The sequence below is a fragment of the Belnapia moabensis DSM 16746 genome (assembly GCF_000745835.1).
Taxonomy (GTDB): Bacteria; Pseudomonadota; Alphaproteobacteria; order Acetobacterales; family Acetobacteraceae; genus Belnapia; species Belnapia moabensis.
This window is the reverse complement of sequence record NZ_JQKB01000055.1, coordinates 15,397-33,915: the sequence shown is the minus strand read 5'-3', so window position 1 is coordinate 33,915 and position 18,519 is coordinate 15,397. Positions and strand designations below refer to the sequence as shown.

Here is an 18,519-nt window from a genome sequence, read left to right as displayed (position 1 = left end):
CCGCCGAACATCACCCTCATCCCGCTGCCGCCCAAGTGTTCCGAATTGAACCCGGTCGAGAACACCTGGCAGATCCTGCGGGACACCTGGCTCTCGAACCGCGTCTTCCGCTGCCACGACGACATCGTCGACCATTGCTGTCGGGCCTGGAACCGCCTCGTCGAGCAGCCCTGGACTATCATGTCCATCGGACTGCGCGATTGAGCGCATCGGTTCTGATGAGCGGGATTTGGTATTAGTGAGAGCTGTGCGCGGGTGCGCAGAAAGGGCGCAGATCTTTGCGGTGTGGGCTTCGGGGCGTCTCGGGCACCCTGATGCGCGTCGGTTTTGGCCCACCTCGGTAGGCTGGGGGCGACGCGGACAGACTCGTCCCATGTCAGGCTGCCGCAGCGTGCAGCAGGGTAACGGTGCGCCGGAGATTGTAGGCTATGGCAGCAAGCCGCACCTGCAGACCTGCCTTGGCAAGCCCGAGCCAGCGCATCCGCCGTAGGCCATAACTGCGCTTCCAGGTACCGAACACCTTCTCGATGCGGCAGCGGACCCGCCGGACCGCCGCGTTGTTCGCTTCGAGCCGCGCGAGCGCGTCCGGGCCGCGGCCCCAGATGCCGGTCCACACCGTGCGCGGCCGGCCGCGGTGGCTGATGATCAGCCGCTCCGCCGACCCACCGGTGAAGGCGCTATCGCCATAGACGTTGCCCGGCTCCGGTGGCAGCACCGCCGCCAACTCGGCTGCGTCGTGCACGTTGGCCGTCGTGACCTCGACACCACGCACCAAGCCGGCACCTTCGTCGGTCGCCACGTGCGCCTTGTAGCCGTGTACCGGCTTGCGCCGGCGGTGCCCGGCCCACTTGGCCTCGCCGTCCTGCCTGATGCTGGCGGACGGAATGAGCGTCGCGTCCACCAGAGTGCCGGTGCGCACCATCACGCCCTTGGCCTCGAGCTGGCCGGTGACGGCTTGGAACAGCACTCGATCCAGCCCACGCCGAGCCAACTCGCGCCGGAAGCGGACGAAGGAGGTGCGCTCGGGCGTCGGCTCGTGGGCGGCGAAGCCGCAGAAGCGGCGGAAACTGGCGCGGTCGTCCAGTGCCTCGGCGAGCCTCACGTCCGACAGGTCGTGCCAGGTGGCCAGCAGCAGGGCTCGGAACAGGGCCACTGGCGGCCAACCCGCCTCGCCCTTCGTCGCCGCTGAGATGCCAGCCAAGGTACGATCGATCTCAGGCCAGTCGATGAGTTCCGCTAACTCCATCAGCGATGCGCCAGAGCGCGGCTCCGGCCGCGTGATGAAGTCTTCCTGACCGATCCGACGCCGCGCCATGCCGACCTCCGTCGCCTGCAGGACAAGCGAATCAGCCAGAGCGTAGCGCGTCCAAACACATCCGCGCACAGCTCTCATAAGATGAAGTCGGAGGTGTCTCCTCGACCAGGCAGGGCCACCTCTCTTGCCGTTCAAAACGAACGCCGCTCGGCGGTATCCATGGCGAAGCAGAAGCGCCGGTCACCAACTGGGCCGAGTACGACCCCGGCCTGCGGGCTCGCGGTAGCATGACGATCTGATTCACGCCGGAGGCGGCGGCTGAGGCTTGGAAGACCAAGCTTCGCACTGGGGACGGGCAGCGCTCGTACCCGGCCTTGGCAACTGCCACAGCTCTGATGCTGTGGGCGGTGTTTCGCCCGGCGCTGCGTCAGACCAAAGGATCGGTCGGTTTCATTTGGTAACTGCTTGGCCTCGACACCTATGCAGCAAGGCGGTTTCTCGTCGAAAGCGACGACGGTGGTGCTAGGCTCGCTGAGGTGCGGCTGGTTGTCCGGCCCACCCAACAGTGAAGGGAGAAACATCATGATAACCCGTCGCAGGGTGCTTGGCGGCGCGGCCGCTACCATCACCGTCTCCTTTGGTGTGCCACGCATCGCCGCCCAGACCTCGCCCGGCGTCACTGCAACAGAGATCCGCATCGGCAATACCATGTCTTACAGCGGTCCGGTCTCCGGCCTCGGCATCCAAGGCAAGACCATGGACGCCTATTTTCGCAAAGTGAACGATGATGGCGGTGTCGCCGGGCGGAGGATCCGTTTCCTCACTTATGACGACGGGTACAGCCCGCCGAAGACGGTGGAGCAGGTGCGGCGACTGGTGGAGCAGGACCAAGTGGCCTGTTTATTCAGCAATCTCGGCACACCGACCAATAGCGCCGTGCTGCGTTACCTGAACCAACGCAAGGTGCCGAACCTGTTTCCCTCCACCGGGGCCGACAAGTGGAGCAACTACCAAGATTTTCCTTGGACTATTGGCTTTCCGCCCAGCTACCGCATCGAGGCACAACTCTACGCCAAGCATATTTTGGCAATGCATCCAGGCGGGCGAATTGCCATCCTGCACCAGAACGACGATTTCGGCCGCGACTACGTCCATGGCGTACGCGACGTGTTGGGGCCGAAATTCGAAGAAGCGACCAAGGTGCTGAGTTACGAGAGCACCGATCCCACGATCGACCAGCAAATCATCAGCCTGCAAAGCAGCGGCTGCCAGGGATTGGTGTTGGCGGTAACTGCAAAGTTCGCTTCCATGTCTATCCGCAAACTTTATGAGATCGGCTGGAAGCCGACCACCTGCGTGCACTATGGCGCGAACTCGGTGGGTGTCGTGATCCAGCCGGCCGGGCCTGAGAAGGCGGTGGGGCTGACCACCGCGGCCTATCTGAAAGACCCGACCGACCCAGCTTGGGCGCAGGACCCCGGCATGCTCGAATGGCGAGCCTTCATGGCCCGCTACATGCCAGATGCCGATCTGACCGATGCGAATTCGGTCTACGGCTACAGCGCGGCCCAGGCGATGGTGCAAGTCTTGCAGCAATGCGGCCAGGATGCCTCGCGCGAAAACATCATGCGCCAAGCGACCAACCTGAAAGATGTGGAGATCCCAACGCTGCTGCCTGGCATCCGGCTAAACTCCTCGCCTACAAACTATCGGCCGATCCGGCAGATGCAACTCCAGCGATTCAATGGAAAGACCTATGACCGCTTCGGGGCGCTCATGGAGGGCAGCGTGAGCTGACGGATGGTGCTGGACCAGCAGGGCGGCAGGCCTGAAACACCGCGCCGTCCTAAGCGAGGTCCACCGCCGCCCCGCGTTGCGCGGGCCGACGCCTGAGATCTGGGCCCTCGTCCCTAGTCCCGCTTCAACCGCGAGCGGCTGAACCTCGCACAGGCACGATCAGCTCGCCGAAGGCGCGCTCTTTCGGCAATCCTCGGCACGGACACGCGCCCTTCCCCAACGGGGCAAGGTCGATGTTGTCGTGATAGATCCGCGGCCCGACTGCCAACAGCCGCATCACCTATCCCCGTCCGGTTCCGGGCTGCAACGCAAAACCGTCCGGCTTGTGTGCCCGGAACGTCGGCGCATCACCGGCGCTGAGAGGGCAAAGGTAAGGAGTGCAGGATGGAGCAGTTGGATTCCTTCGCGCAAACTTCGGAGACACTGGAGGCTGCGCGCTTGGTTCACCGGCCCGGTCTGGTAACGGAAATGCAGGCAAGGCTGGCACAGGCATTGGCAAGTTGTTGAAGCAGGAGCCGTGCTGGATCGTGCAGCACGATGGCGTGCAGGATCACCATCCGCTCTGGACGCAGGTCTCCTCCCACCAGACCCGGAAGGACTTGTCGCGGGCACGGCGGTATTGCATGGCGGTCATCAGGTGCCGCTGCGGTCGGAAATGGCCGTAGATCATGGCGTGAGATGACAGGAATCGCTGCGCCTGCCGGGGTGACTTGAAGCGTTGCATCTGCCTCTCTCGGCGCCGGGTTGATCGATGGGAGTTCTCAGCTCTATTGTTCAGGTAGCGGCTGGTTCGGTGCTTGACCTTGGGCAGGAGTTCACGCTGCGCCACACCGTAGCTGCGTAGCCCGTCGGTGACGATGCGACTGGGCTTGAACTTGAGACCAGCCAGCAGGCGTTTGAAGAAGCGCTTGGCCGCGGTGGCGTTCCGTCGGCTTTGCACCAGAATGTCGAGCACGACGCCATGCTGGTCCACCGCGCGCCAGAGGTAATGCTGCACCCCGTTGATCTTCAGGAACACTTCATCGAAGTGCCAGGTGTCGCCCAGCTTGGGCCGGCGTCGACGCAGTTTTCCGGCAAAGGTGCCGCCGAATGTCAGACACCAGTTCCGGATGCTCTCGTGAGTGACGCTGACGCCTCGCTCTGCCAGGATCAGCTCGACATCGCGCAGGCTCAAGCTGAAGATATGATAAAGCCATACCGCATGGCTGATGATCTCAGCCGGAAAGCGATATCCGGGGTAGGTGGCAAGCTCTGGCGTCATCAACCCAGCTTGGCCCAGCCACTTCGTTCCGGATAGAGGCCGACAACTTGGCAATGCCGCCGCGGCGCTCAATGCCGCGACTGCCGCCGGTGTACCACCTGCTCCGGCCCGGTTTTCAACCAAAATAGCTTGGCCAAGGGCACGACCGAGAGGCTCAGCTACCATTCGGCCAATGCGGTCGGCGGCACCACCTGGTGCAAAAGGCACGATCAATCGAATTGGGCGGTTTGGCCACGATGTGCTGCCGTCTGGCTGTTGGGCTCGGCTGGGGCCGGCCAGAGACGTGGCGGATGCAAATCCCGCTCCACCAAGAAAGCTACGGCGGTTCATTGTTTTCCCCATTTATTCCTTCCCAGCACTCTGCTGGCTGGGGGATCGGCTCGCAAGGATGCAGCACGCGGCTGCCCGCCTCATGTGATTACCCTCTGCTTCCAGTGTGTTTCGACGTGGGCTAGCACTGTGGCTGTGCAATCAGGATATGCTCCCTCCAAGGTGTCGGCCGTACCAGGCACCGCATACCAAGAACAGGAGGGAACAATGGAGTTGGAACGACGCAGCGTCCTCAAGGCCATGCTGGGCACCGGGCTGGTACCGCTTGGCGGCGGCGCCCGTGCGGCGCTGCCGTCCAGCCTGGTGCGCGTGCTTGTAGGCTTCCCGGCCGGCGGTGGCACTGACGTCATGGGCCGCGTCATCGTTGAGAAGCTGCGCCAGCGCGGGAGCCTGAAGAACGTGATCGTCGAAAACCGGGCCGGCGTAAGCGGCATCTTGGCCTGCGAGGCGCTGAAGAATGCCACGCCGGACGGCACCACCATCCTGTTCGCGCCGAGCGCCTCGACGGTGATGCCGGTGCTGACCTATCGACGCCTGCCCTACGATCCGCGCACCGACTTCGCTGCGTTGACGCTGACTGGCACGCTGCAATCGGCCCTCGCCGTCTCCCCGGCTCTCCCGGTCCATAGCTTTCAGGACTACCTGGCGTGGGTGAAAGCTGACCCGCGGCGTGGCAGCTTTGGCACCACCGCGCTCGGTTCCTCCACGCACTTCTTCGGGTTGACGGTCGGCGCGGCCTTCGGGCTGCCGATGGAGCCGGTCGGCTATCGCGGCGCGGCGCCACTGGTGGCCGATCTGACCGGCGGCCACATTCCCGCCGGGACCGGCGGCCTTGCTGACTTCCTCACGCACCACGAAAGCGGCAAGTTGCGCGTCATCCTCACCTCCGGCACGCGGCGCGCCACCTCCGCTCCTAACATCCCGACGCTTGCCGAGATGGGGCATCCGCAGCGTGCGACGCAGGGCTTCTACGCCTTCTTCGCCCCGGCCGGCACGCCGCGCCCCGTAGTGGAGGCGCTGAGCGCCGAGGTGGCCGCGGCGACCATTGAGCCGGAGGTGAGGAGCCAGCTTCTCGCACTCGGGTTGGAGCCGGAGGTTTCTTCCCCGGAGGCGCTCGCCAAACTGCTCCGCGAGGACATAGAGACTTGGCGCCCTGTAATCGAGGCCAGCGGCTTCAAGGCGGATTAGGGCACGCTCTCGGCCCGGATGCGATCGCGCATCCGAGCCGAGAGCAACTTACTCCTCATCCATCCGCAGCATGCCATCGCCGAAGGGCGCATCGCGCAGCTTAAAGGCGCGTGATAACCCTTCCTGCTTGGCTACGCGGGTGAACTCTCGTGCCGCCGCGGCGAGATGGCCGCGCGCGTCGGTCTCTGCGGCGAAGCGCTGCAGGGTTCGCGTGCCCATCAGCTCCAGCCCCATATTCACGATGCGCTTGTTGGCCGCGAGAACATCAGCATCGATCAGCGCCAGACGCTCCGCCAGCGCGCGCGCCTCCGCCTGCAGTTGCGCGGTCGGCACCGCCTTCAGCACCAGACCAATGCGCGCCGCATCGCGGCCTGACACCATGTCGCCCGTGAGCAGCAGCCGCTTAGCCCATTGCGGGCCGATATTGTGCAGCCACATATGCATCGGTGGCGTGCCTTGCGCCCGTGTTGCCGGGAAGCCGATGCGGGCGTCCCGCGCCGCGATAACCATGTCGCAGGAGAGGGCAAGATCAGTGCCGCCGGCGACGCAGTGGCCATGCACCGCGGCGATCACCGGCTTGTGCAAATCGAAGATGGTCAGGATGTCGGCCTGGTTGCGCTCCAGGCGCCAAGCATCGTCATCGATGCCGTTGGCGCTCTGCCGATAGAGTGCCGGATCGTAATCACCATCCAGTGGTGCCCCGGCGGGTGAGGACGCCGCCATGTCGTATCCGGCGCAGAAATCCTTTCCGGCGCCTTGCAGCACGATGCAGCGGATAGATTTGCGGTCATCCGCCTCCAGCATCGCCTCGCGCAACTCGCGTAGCAGGGGGCGGCTCAGCGCGTTGCGTTTCGCTGGGCGGTTCAGAGTGATCCATGCGATCGCGGCGTCCATCTCGAAAGTCAGGCAGTCGGTGCTGCGTAGCCATTTGTTCATCATTCCTGTTCCTCCTTCAGCCAGTACCGGTATCCTGCCAGCATTGCCTGCCGACCGCGCAGCGAAAGCCGGCCCGCAGCACCAGAGTGGAGTGCGTTCAGACCTGAGTGCAATCGACTGCGGGCACTGCCCTTGCATCGCCACCCTCTAGCAGAGCGGCAATATCCCGTGCGGCCGCATGCAGCAGCGCGGCCAACCATTCGCAGCGGTCGCCCTCAATGCGAGCGCTGATGGAACCAAGGGTCAGCGCCATAGGCGGGTGGCCAGCAATCTGTGGCACCGCCACGCCGATGCCACTCAGACCAGGCGTGATGCGCTCGCGACTGATGGCGAAGCGTCGCTGGCGCGCAAAGGCGACCTCGGAGCGCAGCTCGGCGGCGCCGAAACCACCGAAAGTGGCCAGGGCGGGTTCGACCGTGGCGATCGCGGCCTCGGCCTCAGCATGCTCCAGCGCTGCCAGTAGCACGACGCCGCCCGGCCCGACGCCCAGAGGTAGACGATCCCCGACTTGGGTAGTGGTGATGCGCACGGGGCCGTCCGTTGTGGCGCGCGCGATCGAGACGGCGTCGAAGCCGCTGCGGATGGCAAGGTAGACGGTGTCGCCGGTCTCCCGCGCCAGCCTGTCCAGCATGGGCTGGCACAGGGCAGCACGCCGCTGGTGATGGCTGGTGAGCAGGCCGAGCTCGGCAACCAACGGTCCCAGATGGTAGCGTCGCGTGGTGGGGTCTTGGCTCGCCATTCCTTCCTGCAGCAGGCAACGCAGCATGCGCCGTACGGTAGGTGCCGGCAGGCGCGTGGCCCGCGCTAAATCGGTCAGCCGGGCGCCGGCGGCGCTCTGGCTGGCCATCAAGCGCAGCAGGTGGATGGTCCGGATGATGGTCTGGGTGCCCGTTACGTCGGCCATGACTTTCCACATGTTGGAATCACATCGCCGCTGGTTCTCAGATTCTTTGCGATGTGCTGCTGCCCCCTTTGCGATCTGCCACCAAACGTTGACAGGTGGAGAACAGTCGCTCCACCATCCCCTTGTCCAAGGTAGAAGATACTTCCACAAAGTGGAAGCGTGTCGGGAGGAATCCGTCTTGTCCAACCGGACAGCTGGCTCGGCTGCGCAGGCGCCCGTCGTGGCAGGAACGGTCTGTCCTGACGATTTGTCGACGAAGCGCGCCCACTTAGCAACGAGCGATGCCGCACAGCCGCCCGGTAGCACGCGCCGTCCGGCCCGCATCGCCGCGCTGCTCCTGCTTGGCTTGGCAATCGCCGCCGGGTTCGAGGCGGCGACGCTCGACACCTGGGCGTGGGACGGTCCGGGACCGGGTCTGCTGCCGCAACTCGTCACCCTGCTGATCGGCCTGGTGGCGCTTGTCTTGCTCGTCTGGCCAGGCGAAGGCGAGCCGGAGGGCGGCGCCGCCTCGCCCTTTGCGTCGCGTACTTTTCTCGCCTACGCCGCCGGCATGCTGGGGACCGCGCTCGCCTTTCCGGTGATCGGCTTCATCCCAGCGGGCTTCCTCGCCGTCGTGCTGATGCTGCGGCTTGGCGAGCGCCGGTCCTGGGCCGCCGCCCTTGGCTGGGCGGCCATCCTCCTGACCTCGGTTACCCTGCTCTTCGGCACGGCGCTCGGCGTTCCCTTCCCGTCCGGGCCGTTCGAGCTCGGCCTCGCCAGGCTTGGCCTGGTCCGCGGCGGCTAAGGAGGCAGGCGCCATGGCCCAGGGACTGCTCCAAGGCTTTGCCGTTCTTCTGACGGTCCAGAACCTTTCGCTCTGCTTTCTGGGCGCCGTGCTTGGCACGCTGGTTGGCGTGCTGCCCGGCCTTGGGCCGGCGACGACGATCGCCCTGCTGCTACCAATCAGTCTGAAGCTCGACCCGACCGGTGCTATCATCCTGCTCGCCGGGATCTACTACGGCGTGGCCTATGGTGGCACGATCACCTCGGTGCTGATGCGCATCCCGGGCGAGGCCTCCTCCGTCGTCACCTGCATTGATGGCCATGCCATGGCCCGCAATGGTCGTGCCGGCGCCGCGCTCGGCATCGCCGCTATCGGCAGCTTCATCGCGGGTACCTTCGGCGTGCTCGGCATCATGCTGCTCTCGCCGCCGCTGGCCGAGATTGTCATCGCCTTCGGCCCCTGGGAATATGCGGCGCTGATGCTGGCGGGGCTGTCGCTCATCGCCTTCTTCGCCGCTTCCGGCATCGCCAAAGCGACGCTGATGGCCCTTCTCGGGCTGCTGCTCGGGGCAGTTGGGCTGGACCCTCTCACCGGCACGCCGCGCTTCACCTTCGGCATCCCGGCGCTGGTGGACGGCGTCAACATCGCCCCACTCGCCCTCGGCCTGTTCGGCCTCTCGGAGCTGCTCTTCTTGGCCCTCGGGAAGGACGAGAAGCCTGAGCTGTTACGCCCACCGTCGACACTGCTAGGCTTCCTGCCGAACAGGGAGGAAGCACGGCGCAGCGTCATGCCAATCGCGCGCGGCTCCGTGCTCGGCTTCCTGGTCGGCCTGCTGCCTGGTGGCGGTGCCGTCCTCGCCTCCTTCCTTTCCTATGCCGTGGAGCGCCGCCTGGCACGCCACCCGGAGGAGTTCGGCCATGGTGCGGTGGAGGGCGTGGCAGGGCCGGAGGCAGCCAACAACAGCGGCACGGCCGGCGCCTTCATTCCACTGCTTACCCTCGGCATCCCGGCCAATGCGGTGACGGCGCTGCTGCTCGGCGCGCTGCTGATCCATGGCGTGCAGCCCGGGCCGATGATCCTGGAGCGTCAGCCCGAGCTCTACTGGGGCGTTATCGCCTCCATGTATCTCGGCAACGTTCTCCTGCTGGTGCTGAATCTGCCCTTTGTCGGACTCTTCGTGCGCGCGCTTGAAGTGCCACGGCGCTTCATGGCCACTACCATCCTGATGATCTGTGTCATTGGGACCTGGAGCGTTGGGCTGAACCAGTTTGACGTGCTGCTGGCGGCGGTGTTCGGCCTGGTCGGCTTCGGGTTGCGCCGCGCCGGCTTCGATCTTGGGCCGCTGGTCCTCGCTTATGTGCTGGGCCCGACCTTCGAGCGCTCGTTGCGGCAGGCGTTGCTGATTGCGGATGGCGATCTCACCACGCTGGCGGAGCATCCCATCGCACTCGGCCTCATCCTCCTCGCGGTGCTGACGCTGGCGAGCGGTCTCGTCATCCGCAAGCCGGCGGCGCTGCAGGAGGCGGTGACGTGACGCAGGGAGGAATAGACCCATGATACGCAGACGCACCCTCACTGGTGCGGCGCTGACGACGCTGGCGACGCCCGCCTTCGCGGCCGGCTATCCGGATCGGGAGATCACCGCCATCGTGCAGTACGCCGCCGGCGGTTCCACCGATGTCGCCACGCGTGCCGTACTGGCCGAGGCGGAAAAGCTCATCGGCGTGCCGGTCCAGGTGATCAACCGGCCGGGCGGACAGGGCACCGTCGGGCCACAAACCATCGCTGCGGCGCGACCAGACGGCTACACCATCGGGACCGGCGGGCTGAACAGTATCGCAGTCACGCCGCACATGCTGCAGGTGTCCTATACGCCCGACAGCTTCACCTACCTGCCGGCTTATGCTGGGTTCCGCTACGGCATCGGCGTGCGGGCAGAGAGCCCGCTGCGCTCGCTGGAGGATCTGATCGCGGCTGGGCGCAGCCGCCGCGTTACCTTCGGTGCCACGGGCGCACCGAACAATCTTGGTATGTTCGCCCTCGGCCGCATGACCGGCGCGCGCTTCCAATTCATCCCATTCCCCTCGGGTGCCGAAGCCGTGACCGCCACCATGGGCGGGCATGTCGAGGCGGTGATCCAGGCGCCCCCGGAAATGCTGCCAGCCATTCAGTCCGGCCGGCTGCGCCTACTTGCCTCCGCCAGTCCCGACCGCTGGGATGAGGTGCCGGACGTGCCAACGGTGCGGGAGATGGGCCATGACCTGGTCGTGCAGGCGACAGTCGGCTTCGTCGCGCCGCGAGGCTTGCCGGAGGATCGGCTGCGCATCCTGAACGAAGCCCTGCAGCGTGCGGCGCAATCTCCCAACGTCCATGCAATGCTGCTGCGGATTGGCATGCTGCCGCAGCCCATGACGGCAGAGCTGTTCGAGCGGACCGTGCGGGACGCCTATGCCAGCGCTGGACCGGCCCTGCGCGAGGCGGGTCTGGCTCGCCGCTGAGATGGTCCCCTGGAAGGAGGCAATAACTACATGACCGATATTCTGCTGCTCGACGACCCACTGCCCGGCGTGCGGCGCCTGACGCTGAATCGACCGGAGAAGCGCAATGCGCTGAACAATGCCCTGCGCGGCGCTATTTTCCCTGCACTTACCGAGGCCGACCGGGACGGCAGCGTCCGCGTCACCATCATTCGCGGAGCCGGTCCTGCCTTCTGCGCCGGCTACGACCTCGCAGCCAATAATGCGGAGGGCCAGCCTTATCACACAGCACAGGGCATCTGGCCCTGGTCTCGCCAGGTGGTGGAAGGCTGGTTCCGAATGTGGGACTTGGCCAAGCCGGTCATCGCCCAGGTGCATGGCTATTGCCTTGCCGGTGGCAGCGAGCTGGCAACCGCCTGTGACCTGGTCTACGTCGCCGAAGACGCAAAGATCGGCTACCCGCCGACCCGGCTAATGAGCCCCCCGGATATGCAGTTCCACCCCTGGCTGCTCGGCATGCGCCGCGCCATGGAGATGTACTTGACCGGCGACGCCATTAGCGGCGTCGAGGCTGCGCAGGACGGCTTCGCCAACCGCGCCTTCCCCGCTGACAAGCTGGACGAGGAGGTGCTGAAGGTCGCAGATCGTGTCTCGAAGGTTCCGCCCGACCTGCAGCAGATCAACAAGCGCTCGGTCCACCGCGCCATGGAGATCATGGGCATGCGCGACGGGCTGCGCGCCGGGACGGAGATGCAGGCCTTGGCCTTCTGCACCGAGAGCAGCCAGGCCTATCGCCGCCAGTTCAAGCGCGACGGCGGGAGCGTGCGTGACCTGCTGAGTCAGCGGGACGCGCCCTTTAAGGACTACCGTGAAACGAAGACGGGCGATTGATGGTCCGGAGAGGTGAGGGACATGCGGGACGCGAATGGGCTCCGCTGGGCACCGCGGGAAGTCACGGTGGAACGGCGGGCGGATGGCAGCATCCTGCTGAGCAACCCGGTGCCGCTCGGGCCGGTGGAGCGACACATCCCTGCCTATCTCCGGCGGTGGGCGGCGGAGCGCCCGGACCAGATCTGGGTCGCCCAGCGTCGCGGCCCGGACCGAACCTGGCAGCACGTCACCTATGGCGAGGCGCAGCGCATCGTCGATGCTCTGACCCAGGCCCTGCTCGATCTAGGCGGTCCCACGCGCGGGCCACTGCTGGTGCTCAGCGGCAACAGCATCGAGCATGCACTGATCACCCTGGCCGGCATGCAAGCGCGCATCCCGGTTGCCCCAGTCTCCCCGGCCTATTCGCTGATGAGCCGCGACCATGCCAAGCTGAGGCGGCTCTTCGGCGTGGTGCAACCTGGCTTCGTCTTCGTGCAGGACGCCCCGCCCTTCGCCGCGGCGCTTGATGCGTTGCCGCTCGAGGGCATGGTCCTGTTGCATGTGGAGCGGCCGCCAGAGGGCCAGCCAAGCCACGCCTTCGCCGATCTGGCCCGCCGCCCGGTGACCGAGGCGGTCGCGCGATCCATCGCCGTCATCATGCCGGAGACGCCGGCGCGCATTCTCTTTACCTCGGGCTCGACCGGCACCCCGAAGGGGGCGGTTAATACCCATGGGATGACCTGCGCCAATATCACAGCCTCGGCGCAAATGCGGCCGCAGAGCACCCTTGCCGCCCCGCCGGCAATCCTCAGCTGGCTACCCTGGAACCACACCATGGGCAGCAGCTCCACCCTGCTGCGCTTTCTCGCCGAGGGCGGATCCGTTCATATCGATGACGGGCGGCCGGTACCCGGGCAGTTTGAGGAGACGCTTCGCAACTTGCGGGAGATCCCGGTCACCTACTACTCCAACGTGCCCGCAGGGTATGCCATGCTGACCACGGCGCTGGAGCGGGAGGAGGCGCTGGCACGGCGTTTCTTCAGCCGGCTCGAAATGATGGCTTATGGCGGATCGACGCTGGCGAACGACTTGTACGAGCGGCTGCAGGCACTTGCCATCCGGTATAGCGGCCGTCCGGTCTTCTTCATGACTGCCTGGGGCGCGACGGAGCTTGGGCCGAATGTGACCAGCGTCTGGTGGCACACCAGGCGCTCCGGCATCATCGGCCTGCCGCTGCCAGGCGTTGAGGTAAAGCTGCTGCCCAGCGGTACGAAATACGAGCTGCGGGTGCGCGGCCATGGCGTCATGCCGGGTTACTGGAGCGAGCCGGAGCTGACCGCGAAGTCCTTCGACGAGGAAGGCTTCTACATCACCGGTGATGCGGGCGTCTTCGTCGATCCAGACAACCCATCGGAAGGGTTGGAGTTCGCCGGCCGCCTGTTAGAGGATTTCAAGCTCTCGACCGGTACATTCGTGCATACCGGTCCGCTGCGGGTAGCAGCGCTCACCGCCGTCTCGCCCATCCTCCAGGACGCGATCGTCACCGGCCATGATCGGGATTTCGTTGGGTTGCTCGGCTGGATCAATCTGCACGCCTGTCGGGCACTGGTCAGCGAGCCGGAGGCGACGACGGAGACGCTGGTCCGGCACCCCGCCATCATCGCCCGCATCCGCGACGGGCTGCGGGCGCATGGGCGGGCGGCGGGCGGCTCCAGCGCCCGGATCGGCCGCATCCTGCTGATGTCCGAGCCGCCCTCGATCGACGGCGGTGAGCTAACTGATAAGGGCTACATCAATCAACGCGCCACGCGGGAACGGCGTGCCGCGCTGGTCGAGCGCCTGCATGCCGCCGAGCCGGATGACGACGTGATCCTCATCGAGGCCTGATGCAGCGAACCTTTCTCAAGGAGGAGCACGTGACATCACTGGACGCATTCCGCACCGAGTCCCGGCAATGGTTGCTGGCCAACTGCCCCGCCTCCATGCGCACCCCCATGCCGGACGACGAGGTACCCTGGGGCGGCCGGCGTGCCGAGTTCCGGAATCCGGATGCGAAGCTCTGGCTTGACCGTATGGTGGAGCGTGGCTGGACCGCGCCGAGCTGGCCGCGTGAGTATGGCGGCGGTGGGCTCTCGACCGAGCAGGCGCAGGTGCTCGCTGAGGAGATGCGCGCGCTCGGCTGCCGCGCCCCGCTCTTCAGCTTCGGCCTGACCATGCTTGGCCCCGTGCTGCTGGAATTTGGCAATGAGGCGCAGAGGCGCGAGCATCTGCCACGCATCGTCCGCGGCGAGATCCGTTGGTGCCAGGGCTATTCCGAGCCGGGGGCGGGCTCCGACCTTGCCAGCCTCTCGACCCGTGCGGTGCCGGAGGGTGAAGACTTCATCATCAACGGCCACAAGATCTGGACCTCCTACGCGCACTACGCCGACTGGATCTTCTGCCTGGTGCGCACTGATCCCACGGCGAAGAAGCATGAGGGCATCAGCTTCGTGCTGATCGACATGGCTTCGCCCGGGGTGCGGGCGCAGCCGATCCGCCTGATCAGCGGCTATTCGGTCTTCTGCGAGACCTTTTTCGAGGATGTCCGCGTGCCGCAGGCCAACCTGGTTGGCGAGCCGAACAAGGGCTGGACCATCGCCAAGCGGCTGCTGGAACATGAGCGCAAGAGCCTGGCCAGCTTCAGTGACCGCCACCGCGAGCGCAGCGCCCGCTCGCTGCGCGAGGTCGCGCTCCAGGGCGTCGGCGCGGTGGATGGGCGGATTGCCGACCCGGTCCTGCGCGACCGCATCGCCGCTTACGAGATCGACGACACGGCCTTCCAGCTGACGCGCCGGCGGCTGGCCGATGAGGCGAGCGCGGATGGCAGGCCGGGTCCTGCCTCGGCTTTGATGAAGCTCTGCGCGACCGAGCTGAACAAGCGGCGAATGGAGCTGATGGTTGCTAGTGCCGGAACCCAGGCCTTGGGCTGGGAGGGCGAGGGCTTCAACCCGGACGAGATACGCGAGACCCGGGAATGGCTGCGATCCAAGGCCAATTCCATCGAGGGCGGCACCTCCGAGATCCAGCTCAACATCATCGCCAAGCGCGTGCTTGGCCTGCCTGACTGAGGAACAGCGACATGGCCCTTGCCCTCTCATCCGAGGCCCGGCTGATCCGCGACCAAGCGCAAGCCTTCTTCGCGGAACGCAGCCCGGTCCGCGCACTGCGGCAACTCCGCGACAGCAGCGATGCCAGCGGCTTCTCCCGCCCGCTCTGGCAGGAGATGACGGAGCTGGGCTGGCCCGGCTTCCTGGTGTCAGAGGTGCATGGAGGGTCGGAGTTCGGCCTGCTCGGCCTCTGCCTCGTACTTGAGGCGGCGGGGCGGACCCTGGCCCCAACGCCCCTCCTCTCCACGGCCCTGATCGGCGCGAGCGCCCTGCTGCTCGGCGGCAGCGCGGCACAGAGGCAGGAGCACTTGTCCGCCCTAGCCGCCGGGGAGCGCCTTTTCGCGCTGGCCATGGAGGAGGGTGCGCATCATGCGCCAAGCCACGTGCAGACGCGGGCGGAGCGCACCGATAGGGGTTGGCGGCTCAACGGCGAGAAGCGCTTCGTCCCCGATGGCGGTCTGGCGGACATGCTGATCGTCACGGCACGGACCGTTGGGGAGGCGGGCAATGCCGACAACATCAGCCTGTTCCTCGTGCCCGCCGCCACGCCCGGCGTCACCGTATCCCGCCGCGTGATGGTGGACAGCCGCAACGCTGCGGCGATCCGCCTTGATGCTGTCGAACTCGGCGAGGACGCACTGCTTGGCGAGGCTGACGCCGGTATGGCGGTGCTGGAGCCGTTGCTGGACCGTGCCTATGTCGGGCTGGCGGCGGAGATGCTCGGCCTTGCCGGCGAGGCCTTCGACCGCACTCTGCAATATCTTAAGGACCGTCGGCAATTCGGCGTCCCAATCGGCTCCTTCCAGGCGCTCAAGCATCGGGCCGGGCTGATGTTCTGCGAGCTGGAGCTGCTCCGCTCCGCCGTGCTCGGCGCTCTCGAAGCACTCGAGGCGGGGGCCCCCGAAGCCGCGCTGCTGTCAAGCGCTGCCAAGGCCAAGGCCTGCGACGCCGTTTGGCTGATCGGCAACGAGGCCATCCAGATGCATGGCGGCATTGGCATGACGGACGAGCACGAGATCGGCTTCTTCCTCAAACGCGCCCGTGTGGCCCAGCAGACCTTCGGCGACGGCCCCTTCCACCGCGACCGCTACGCCAGCCTGATGGGCTACTAGCCGCGAAGGAGATCCCATGGCTCATTTCAACGAGGCTTGCAACTGAAGCGGCTCTAAACTCCAAAATGGGGGAGGAACATGTTCCGAAGAGTGCTGCTCGCCACGCCATCCGTGGCGCTAGTTGGCCGTGCCATCGCCCAATCCGGCGTCGTCATTCGCTTCGTCGTGCCGAACTCGCCTGGCACCGGAACCGACCAAGTCGCTAGAATCCTCGCTCCGCACTTCCAGGCAAGGCTCGGCGCTGCCAGTGTGGTCGTGGAGAACCGCAGCGGCGCTTCCGGCGTCATCGGTGCCGATATCGTCGCGAAGGCGCGGCCAGACGGCACCACGCTCCTGCTCGCTGCGGCGAGCCACGCCATTAATGCCAGTATGGTACCGAACTTACCCTATGATGTGCGGCATGACTTCACTCCCGTTTCATTGGTGGCGATGCTGCCGACGCTGCTTGTGGTCTCACCCAATTTTCCGGCGAGGAATTTCGAAGAGTTCGTGGCGTATGCAAAGACCCGTCCGGGGCGCGTCACCTATGGTTCGGTGGGCACCGCCAGCACACAGAGTCTGGCGGGCGGACTGATGCGACTTCGCCTCGGTGTCGAACTCTCCAACGTACCCTATCGTGAGGCAGGGCCACTGATGGCCGAGTTGATGTCCGGACAAATCGATGCATCCTTCAACAACATCACTACTACCATCGGTGCCGTTCAGGCAGGACGAGTACGGCCGCTTGCTGTAGCGCTTCGTCAGCGCTGGCCGTCTCTGCCTGATGTGCCAACCTTCTCCGAGTTAGGGATATCGGAGCTCCAGGCTTCAAGCTGGATCGGCATGTTCGGCCCGGCCGGCATGCCTGCGTCGCTCGTCGAGCGTTACGTCGCGGTTCTGCGGGAATCGCTCGCGGTCGACGAGGTGCGCACCCGGATCCTCGAAAATGGTGCGTTGCCTGAGGGTAGCAGTCCAGAGGAAATGAAGCGCTTCTTCGATTCCGAGATTGAGAGTTGGGGTGCTGTGGTTCGCGCGACGGGCGCCCGGCTAGAATGAAATAGGACCTGTTGAGTTCGCTCTACCGCCCGCCTCGCCCCTCATTAGCAAGAACGATATCTAGGAACATCCTTCTTGTGCTCATACATGGGATAACTCGAAATAGAGAGGCATAAGGCAGCCCGGATTGCTCGCTTACATTACCCCTTCTTGCTCCAACTCGACATAATACAGCACCCATGTCGTTGAGGCTCTATCAGATTGGCAATGTTACGATACTGCTAAAAGGAAATGATGGCCTTTTTTAGCGCCCGCTTACCGTGGTGCTGGTTGTTCTCGGCACCTTGACGGTCGTGATCTTCGCCCGTCACTGTTCAGCAAAGGAGGTGGCCGGCGCGGCCGCGCCGTCGCTCGACGCCGGCCCGGCATAGGGGAAATCATCGCCATGAAAGTCGCCGTCTTCGCCGCGCCGGACAAGCTCCTGCAAATTGAGCAACGGCCAATGCCCCGGGCCGAATTGGGCGAGATCGTACTTCGGGTCGCTTACTGCGGCATCTGCGGCTCCGACCTGCATGCCACAGAGCCGAGCCCGTCCCAGGTCATGGCCGGCACCGTGCTGGGGCATGAATTCGCCGGCGAGGTCATAGAGTCCCGTGCCAAGGGCTGGGCGCCGGGCGACCGTGCTATCGGCATCCCGGTCTGGCCCTGCGACGAGTGCCGTGTTGAGGGCGAATGCCACGAACGGCTCGGCATCCACTGCCCGAATAGTCGCATCCTCGGCATGTCGCCTTCAGTACCGGGAGGCTATGCGGAATATGTGCGGATCGGCGGCCGTCAGGCGCTGCGCATCCCGGATGGCGTGGATATCCAGGCCGCCGCCCTGGCAGAGCCGCTGGCGGTCGGCGCCCATGCCGTCCGTATGGCCGGGCCGCTGCTAGGGCGGCGGGTCCTGGTTGTCGGTGCGGGGCCGATCGGCATTGCCGTCGTGCTCTTCGCCCGCTCGGCCGGCGCACGGGACATTGTGGTCAGCGAAATCAATCCTATCCGACGCGAAAGGGCCGTCAGCCTCGGCGCGACGGCCGGACTCGATCCGAGCGCCGATCCGATCGATACCGCCTTCCGCAACTTGGCCGGAGGGCCGCCTGAGGTTCTGTTCGAATGCGTCGGCGCGCCTGGCCTGCTGCAGCAGTGCATCGAGCTGGCGGCGGTACGCGCCTGCGTCGTCATCGTCGGTGTCTGCCGCAGCGAGGACCGGCTGATGCCCCGGCGCGCGGTGATCAAGGAACTGCGGCTGCAGTTCGTGCTCGGTTACGTGCCGGAGGATTTCGCGCTGGCCCTGGACTTGCTGCGGACAAAGGGCGCGGCGGCCATGATCTCGCGAGTCATTGGCTTTACGGAGCTGCCGGACGCCTTTGAGGCGCTGCGGCGTCCCAACCCGTACAACAAGGTGCTGCTCGATCCCTCTCGCCCATAGCGGAGGGGAGAAAAGGGCGCACTCTGCGGAG

At 65.6% G+C, this 18,519-nt stretch carries 17 protein-coding genes; 12 read left to right on the top strand and 5 right to left on the bottom strand.

Features of this window, described 5'->3' with window-relative positions; genetic code table 11:
• On the top strand, nt 1-204 hold a 204-nt coding region (locus tag EP26_RS22845; protein ID WP_043342139.1), incomplete at its 5' end, for a transposase.
• 172 nt (nt 205-376) lie between these two features.
• On the opposite strand, the gene EP26_RS22840 is transcribed toward EP26_RS22845, so the two are convergent.
• Entirely contained in the window at nt 377-1,315 is a 939-nt protein-coding gene (locus EP26_RS22840) for an IS5 family transposase (protein ID WP_043342138.1), read from the bottom strand.
• A gap of 522 nt (nt 1,316-1,837) precedes the next feature.
• Between EP26_RS22840 and EP26_RS22835 the strand changes: the two genes are divergently transcribed.
• Nucleotides 1,838-3,052: an ABC transporter substrate-binding protein gene (locus tag EP26_RS22835; protein ID WP_043342137.1), complete on the top strand. Its 1,215-nt coding sequence runs from the start codon at nt 1,838-1,840 to the stop codon at nt 3,050-3,052.
• 550 nt (nt 3,053-3,602) lie between these two features.
• Here the strand turns inward: EP26_RS22835 and EP26_RS22830 are convergent.
• A complete protein-coding gene (locus tag EP26_RS22830) occupies nt 3,603-4,313 on the bottom strand; it encodes an IS6 family transposase (protein ID WP_043342136.1) in 711 nt (236 codons plus the stop codon).
• Nucleotides 4,314-4,850: 537 nt separating this feature from the next.
• Between EP26_RS22830 and EP26_RS22825 the strand changes: the two genes are divergently transcribed.
• Nucleotides 4,851-5,831 (top strand): tripartite tricarboxylate transporter substrate-binding protein, encoded by a 981-nt coding sequence (locus EP26_RS22825; RefSeq protein ID WP_052389554.1) that lies wholly within the window; start codon nt 4,851-4,853, stop codon nt 5,829-5,831.
• 48 nt (nt 5,832-5,879) lie between these two features.
• Here EP26_RS22825 and EP26_RS22820 read toward each other — a convergent pair whose 3' ends face one another.
• Both EP26_RS22820 and EP26_RS22815 read right to left on the bottom strand, forming a co-directional pair.
• A complete protein-coding gene (locus EP26_RS22820) occupies nt 5,880-6,905 on the bottom strand; it encodes a crotonase/enoyl-CoA hydratase family protein (RefSeq protein WP_245624480.1) in 1,026 nt (341 codons plus the stop codon).
• On the bottom strand, nt 6,865-7,683 hold the full coding sequence (locus EP26_RS22815) for an IclR family transcriptional regulator (protein WP_169747460.1): 819 nt from the start codon (nt 7,681-7,683) through the stop codon (nt 6,865-6,867). The genes EP26_RS22820 and EP26_RS22815 overlap by 41 nt, the downstream gene beginning before the upstream one ends.
• A gap of 166 nt (nt 7,684-7,849) precedes the next feature.
• Here EP26_RS22815 and EP26_RS33450 point away from each other — a divergent pair, with 166 nt between their 5' ends.
• From EP26_RS33450 to EP26_RS22775, 8 genes are all read left to right on the top strand, one after another.
• On the top strand, nt 7,850-8,455 hold the full coding sequence (locus EP26_RS33450; protein ID WP_169747459.1) for a tripartite tricarboxylate transporter TctB family protein: 606 nt from the start codon (nt 7,850-7,852) through the stop codon (nt 8,453-8,455).
• 13 nt (nt 8,456-8,468) lie between these two features.
• Nucleotides 8,469-9,968 carry a tripartite tricarboxylate transporter permease gene (locus EP26_RS22805; RefSeq protein ID WP_043342135.1) on the top strand — a complete coding sequence of 500 codons (1,500 nt, stop codon included), beginning with the start codon at nt 8,469-8,471 and terminating at the stop codon, nt 9,966-9,968.
• Nucleotides 9,969-9,987: 19 nt separating this feature from the next.
• A complete protein-coding gene (locus tag EP26_RS22800; protein WP_043342134.1) occupies nt 9,988-10,932 on the top strand; it encodes a Bug family tripartite tricarboxylate transporter substrate binding protein in 945 nt (314 codons plus the stop codon).
• A gap of 30 nt (nt 10,933-10,962) precedes the next feature.
• Nucleotides 10,963-11,802, top strand: a complete 840-nt coding sequence (locus tag EP26_RS22795) for an enoyl-CoA hydratase-related protein (protein ID WP_043342133.1) — start codon at nt 10,963-10,965, stop codon at nt 11,800-11,802.
• A 21-nt stretch (nt 11,803-11,823) separates the two neighbouring features.
• Complete coding sequence (locus EP26_RS22790) at nt 11,824-13,668, top strand: AMP-binding protein (RefSeq protein ID WP_043342132.1); 1,845 nt, start codon at nt 11,824-11,826, stop codon at nt 13,666-13,668.
• Nucleotides 13,669-13,697: 29 nt separating this feature from the next.
• The gene (locus tag EP26_RS22785) at nt 13,698-14,888 is read left to right on the top strand and encodes an acyl-CoA dehydrogenase family protein (RefSeq protein ID WP_211259523.1); all 1,191 of its coding nucleotides are present in this window, start codon (nt 13,698-13,700) and stop codon (nt 14,886-14,888) included.
• Between the two features lie 11 nt (nt 14,889-14,899).
• Nucleotides 14,900-16,039, top strand: a complete 1,140-nt coding sequence (locus EP26_RS22780) for an acyl-CoA dehydrogenase family protein (protein ID WP_043342130.1) — start codon at nt 14,900-14,902, stop codon at nt 16,037-16,039.
• Nucleotides 16,040-16,129: 90 nt separating this feature from the next.
• Complete coding sequence (locus tag EP26_RS22775) at nt 16,130-17,074, top strand: Bug family tripartite tricarboxylate transporter substrate binding protein (RefSeq protein ID WP_169747458.1); 945 nt, start codon at nt 16,130-16,132, stop codon at nt 17,072-17,074.
• A 307-nt stretch (nt 17,075-17,381) separates the two neighbouring features.
• Here the strand turns inward: EP26_RS22775 and EP26_RS37645 are convergent, their stop codons facing one another.
• Nucleotides 17,382-17,588 carry a hypothetical protein gene (locus EP26_RS37645; RefSeq protein ID WP_245624482.1) on the bottom strand — a complete coding sequence of 69 codons (207 nt, stop codon included), beginning with the start codon at nt 17,586-17,588 and terminating at the stop codon, nt 17,382-17,384.
• Here EP26_RS37645 and EP26_RS22770 point away from each other — a divergent pair.
• Complete coding sequence (locus EP26_RS22770) at nt 17,517-18,488, top strand: zinc-binding dehydrogenase (RefSeq protein WP_245624481.1); 972 nt, start codon at nt 17,517-17,519, stop codon at nt 18,486-18,488. The genes EP26_RS37645 and EP26_RS22770 overlap by 72 nt on opposite strands.
• The last annotated feature ends 31 nt before the right edge of the window (nt 18,489-18,519 follow it).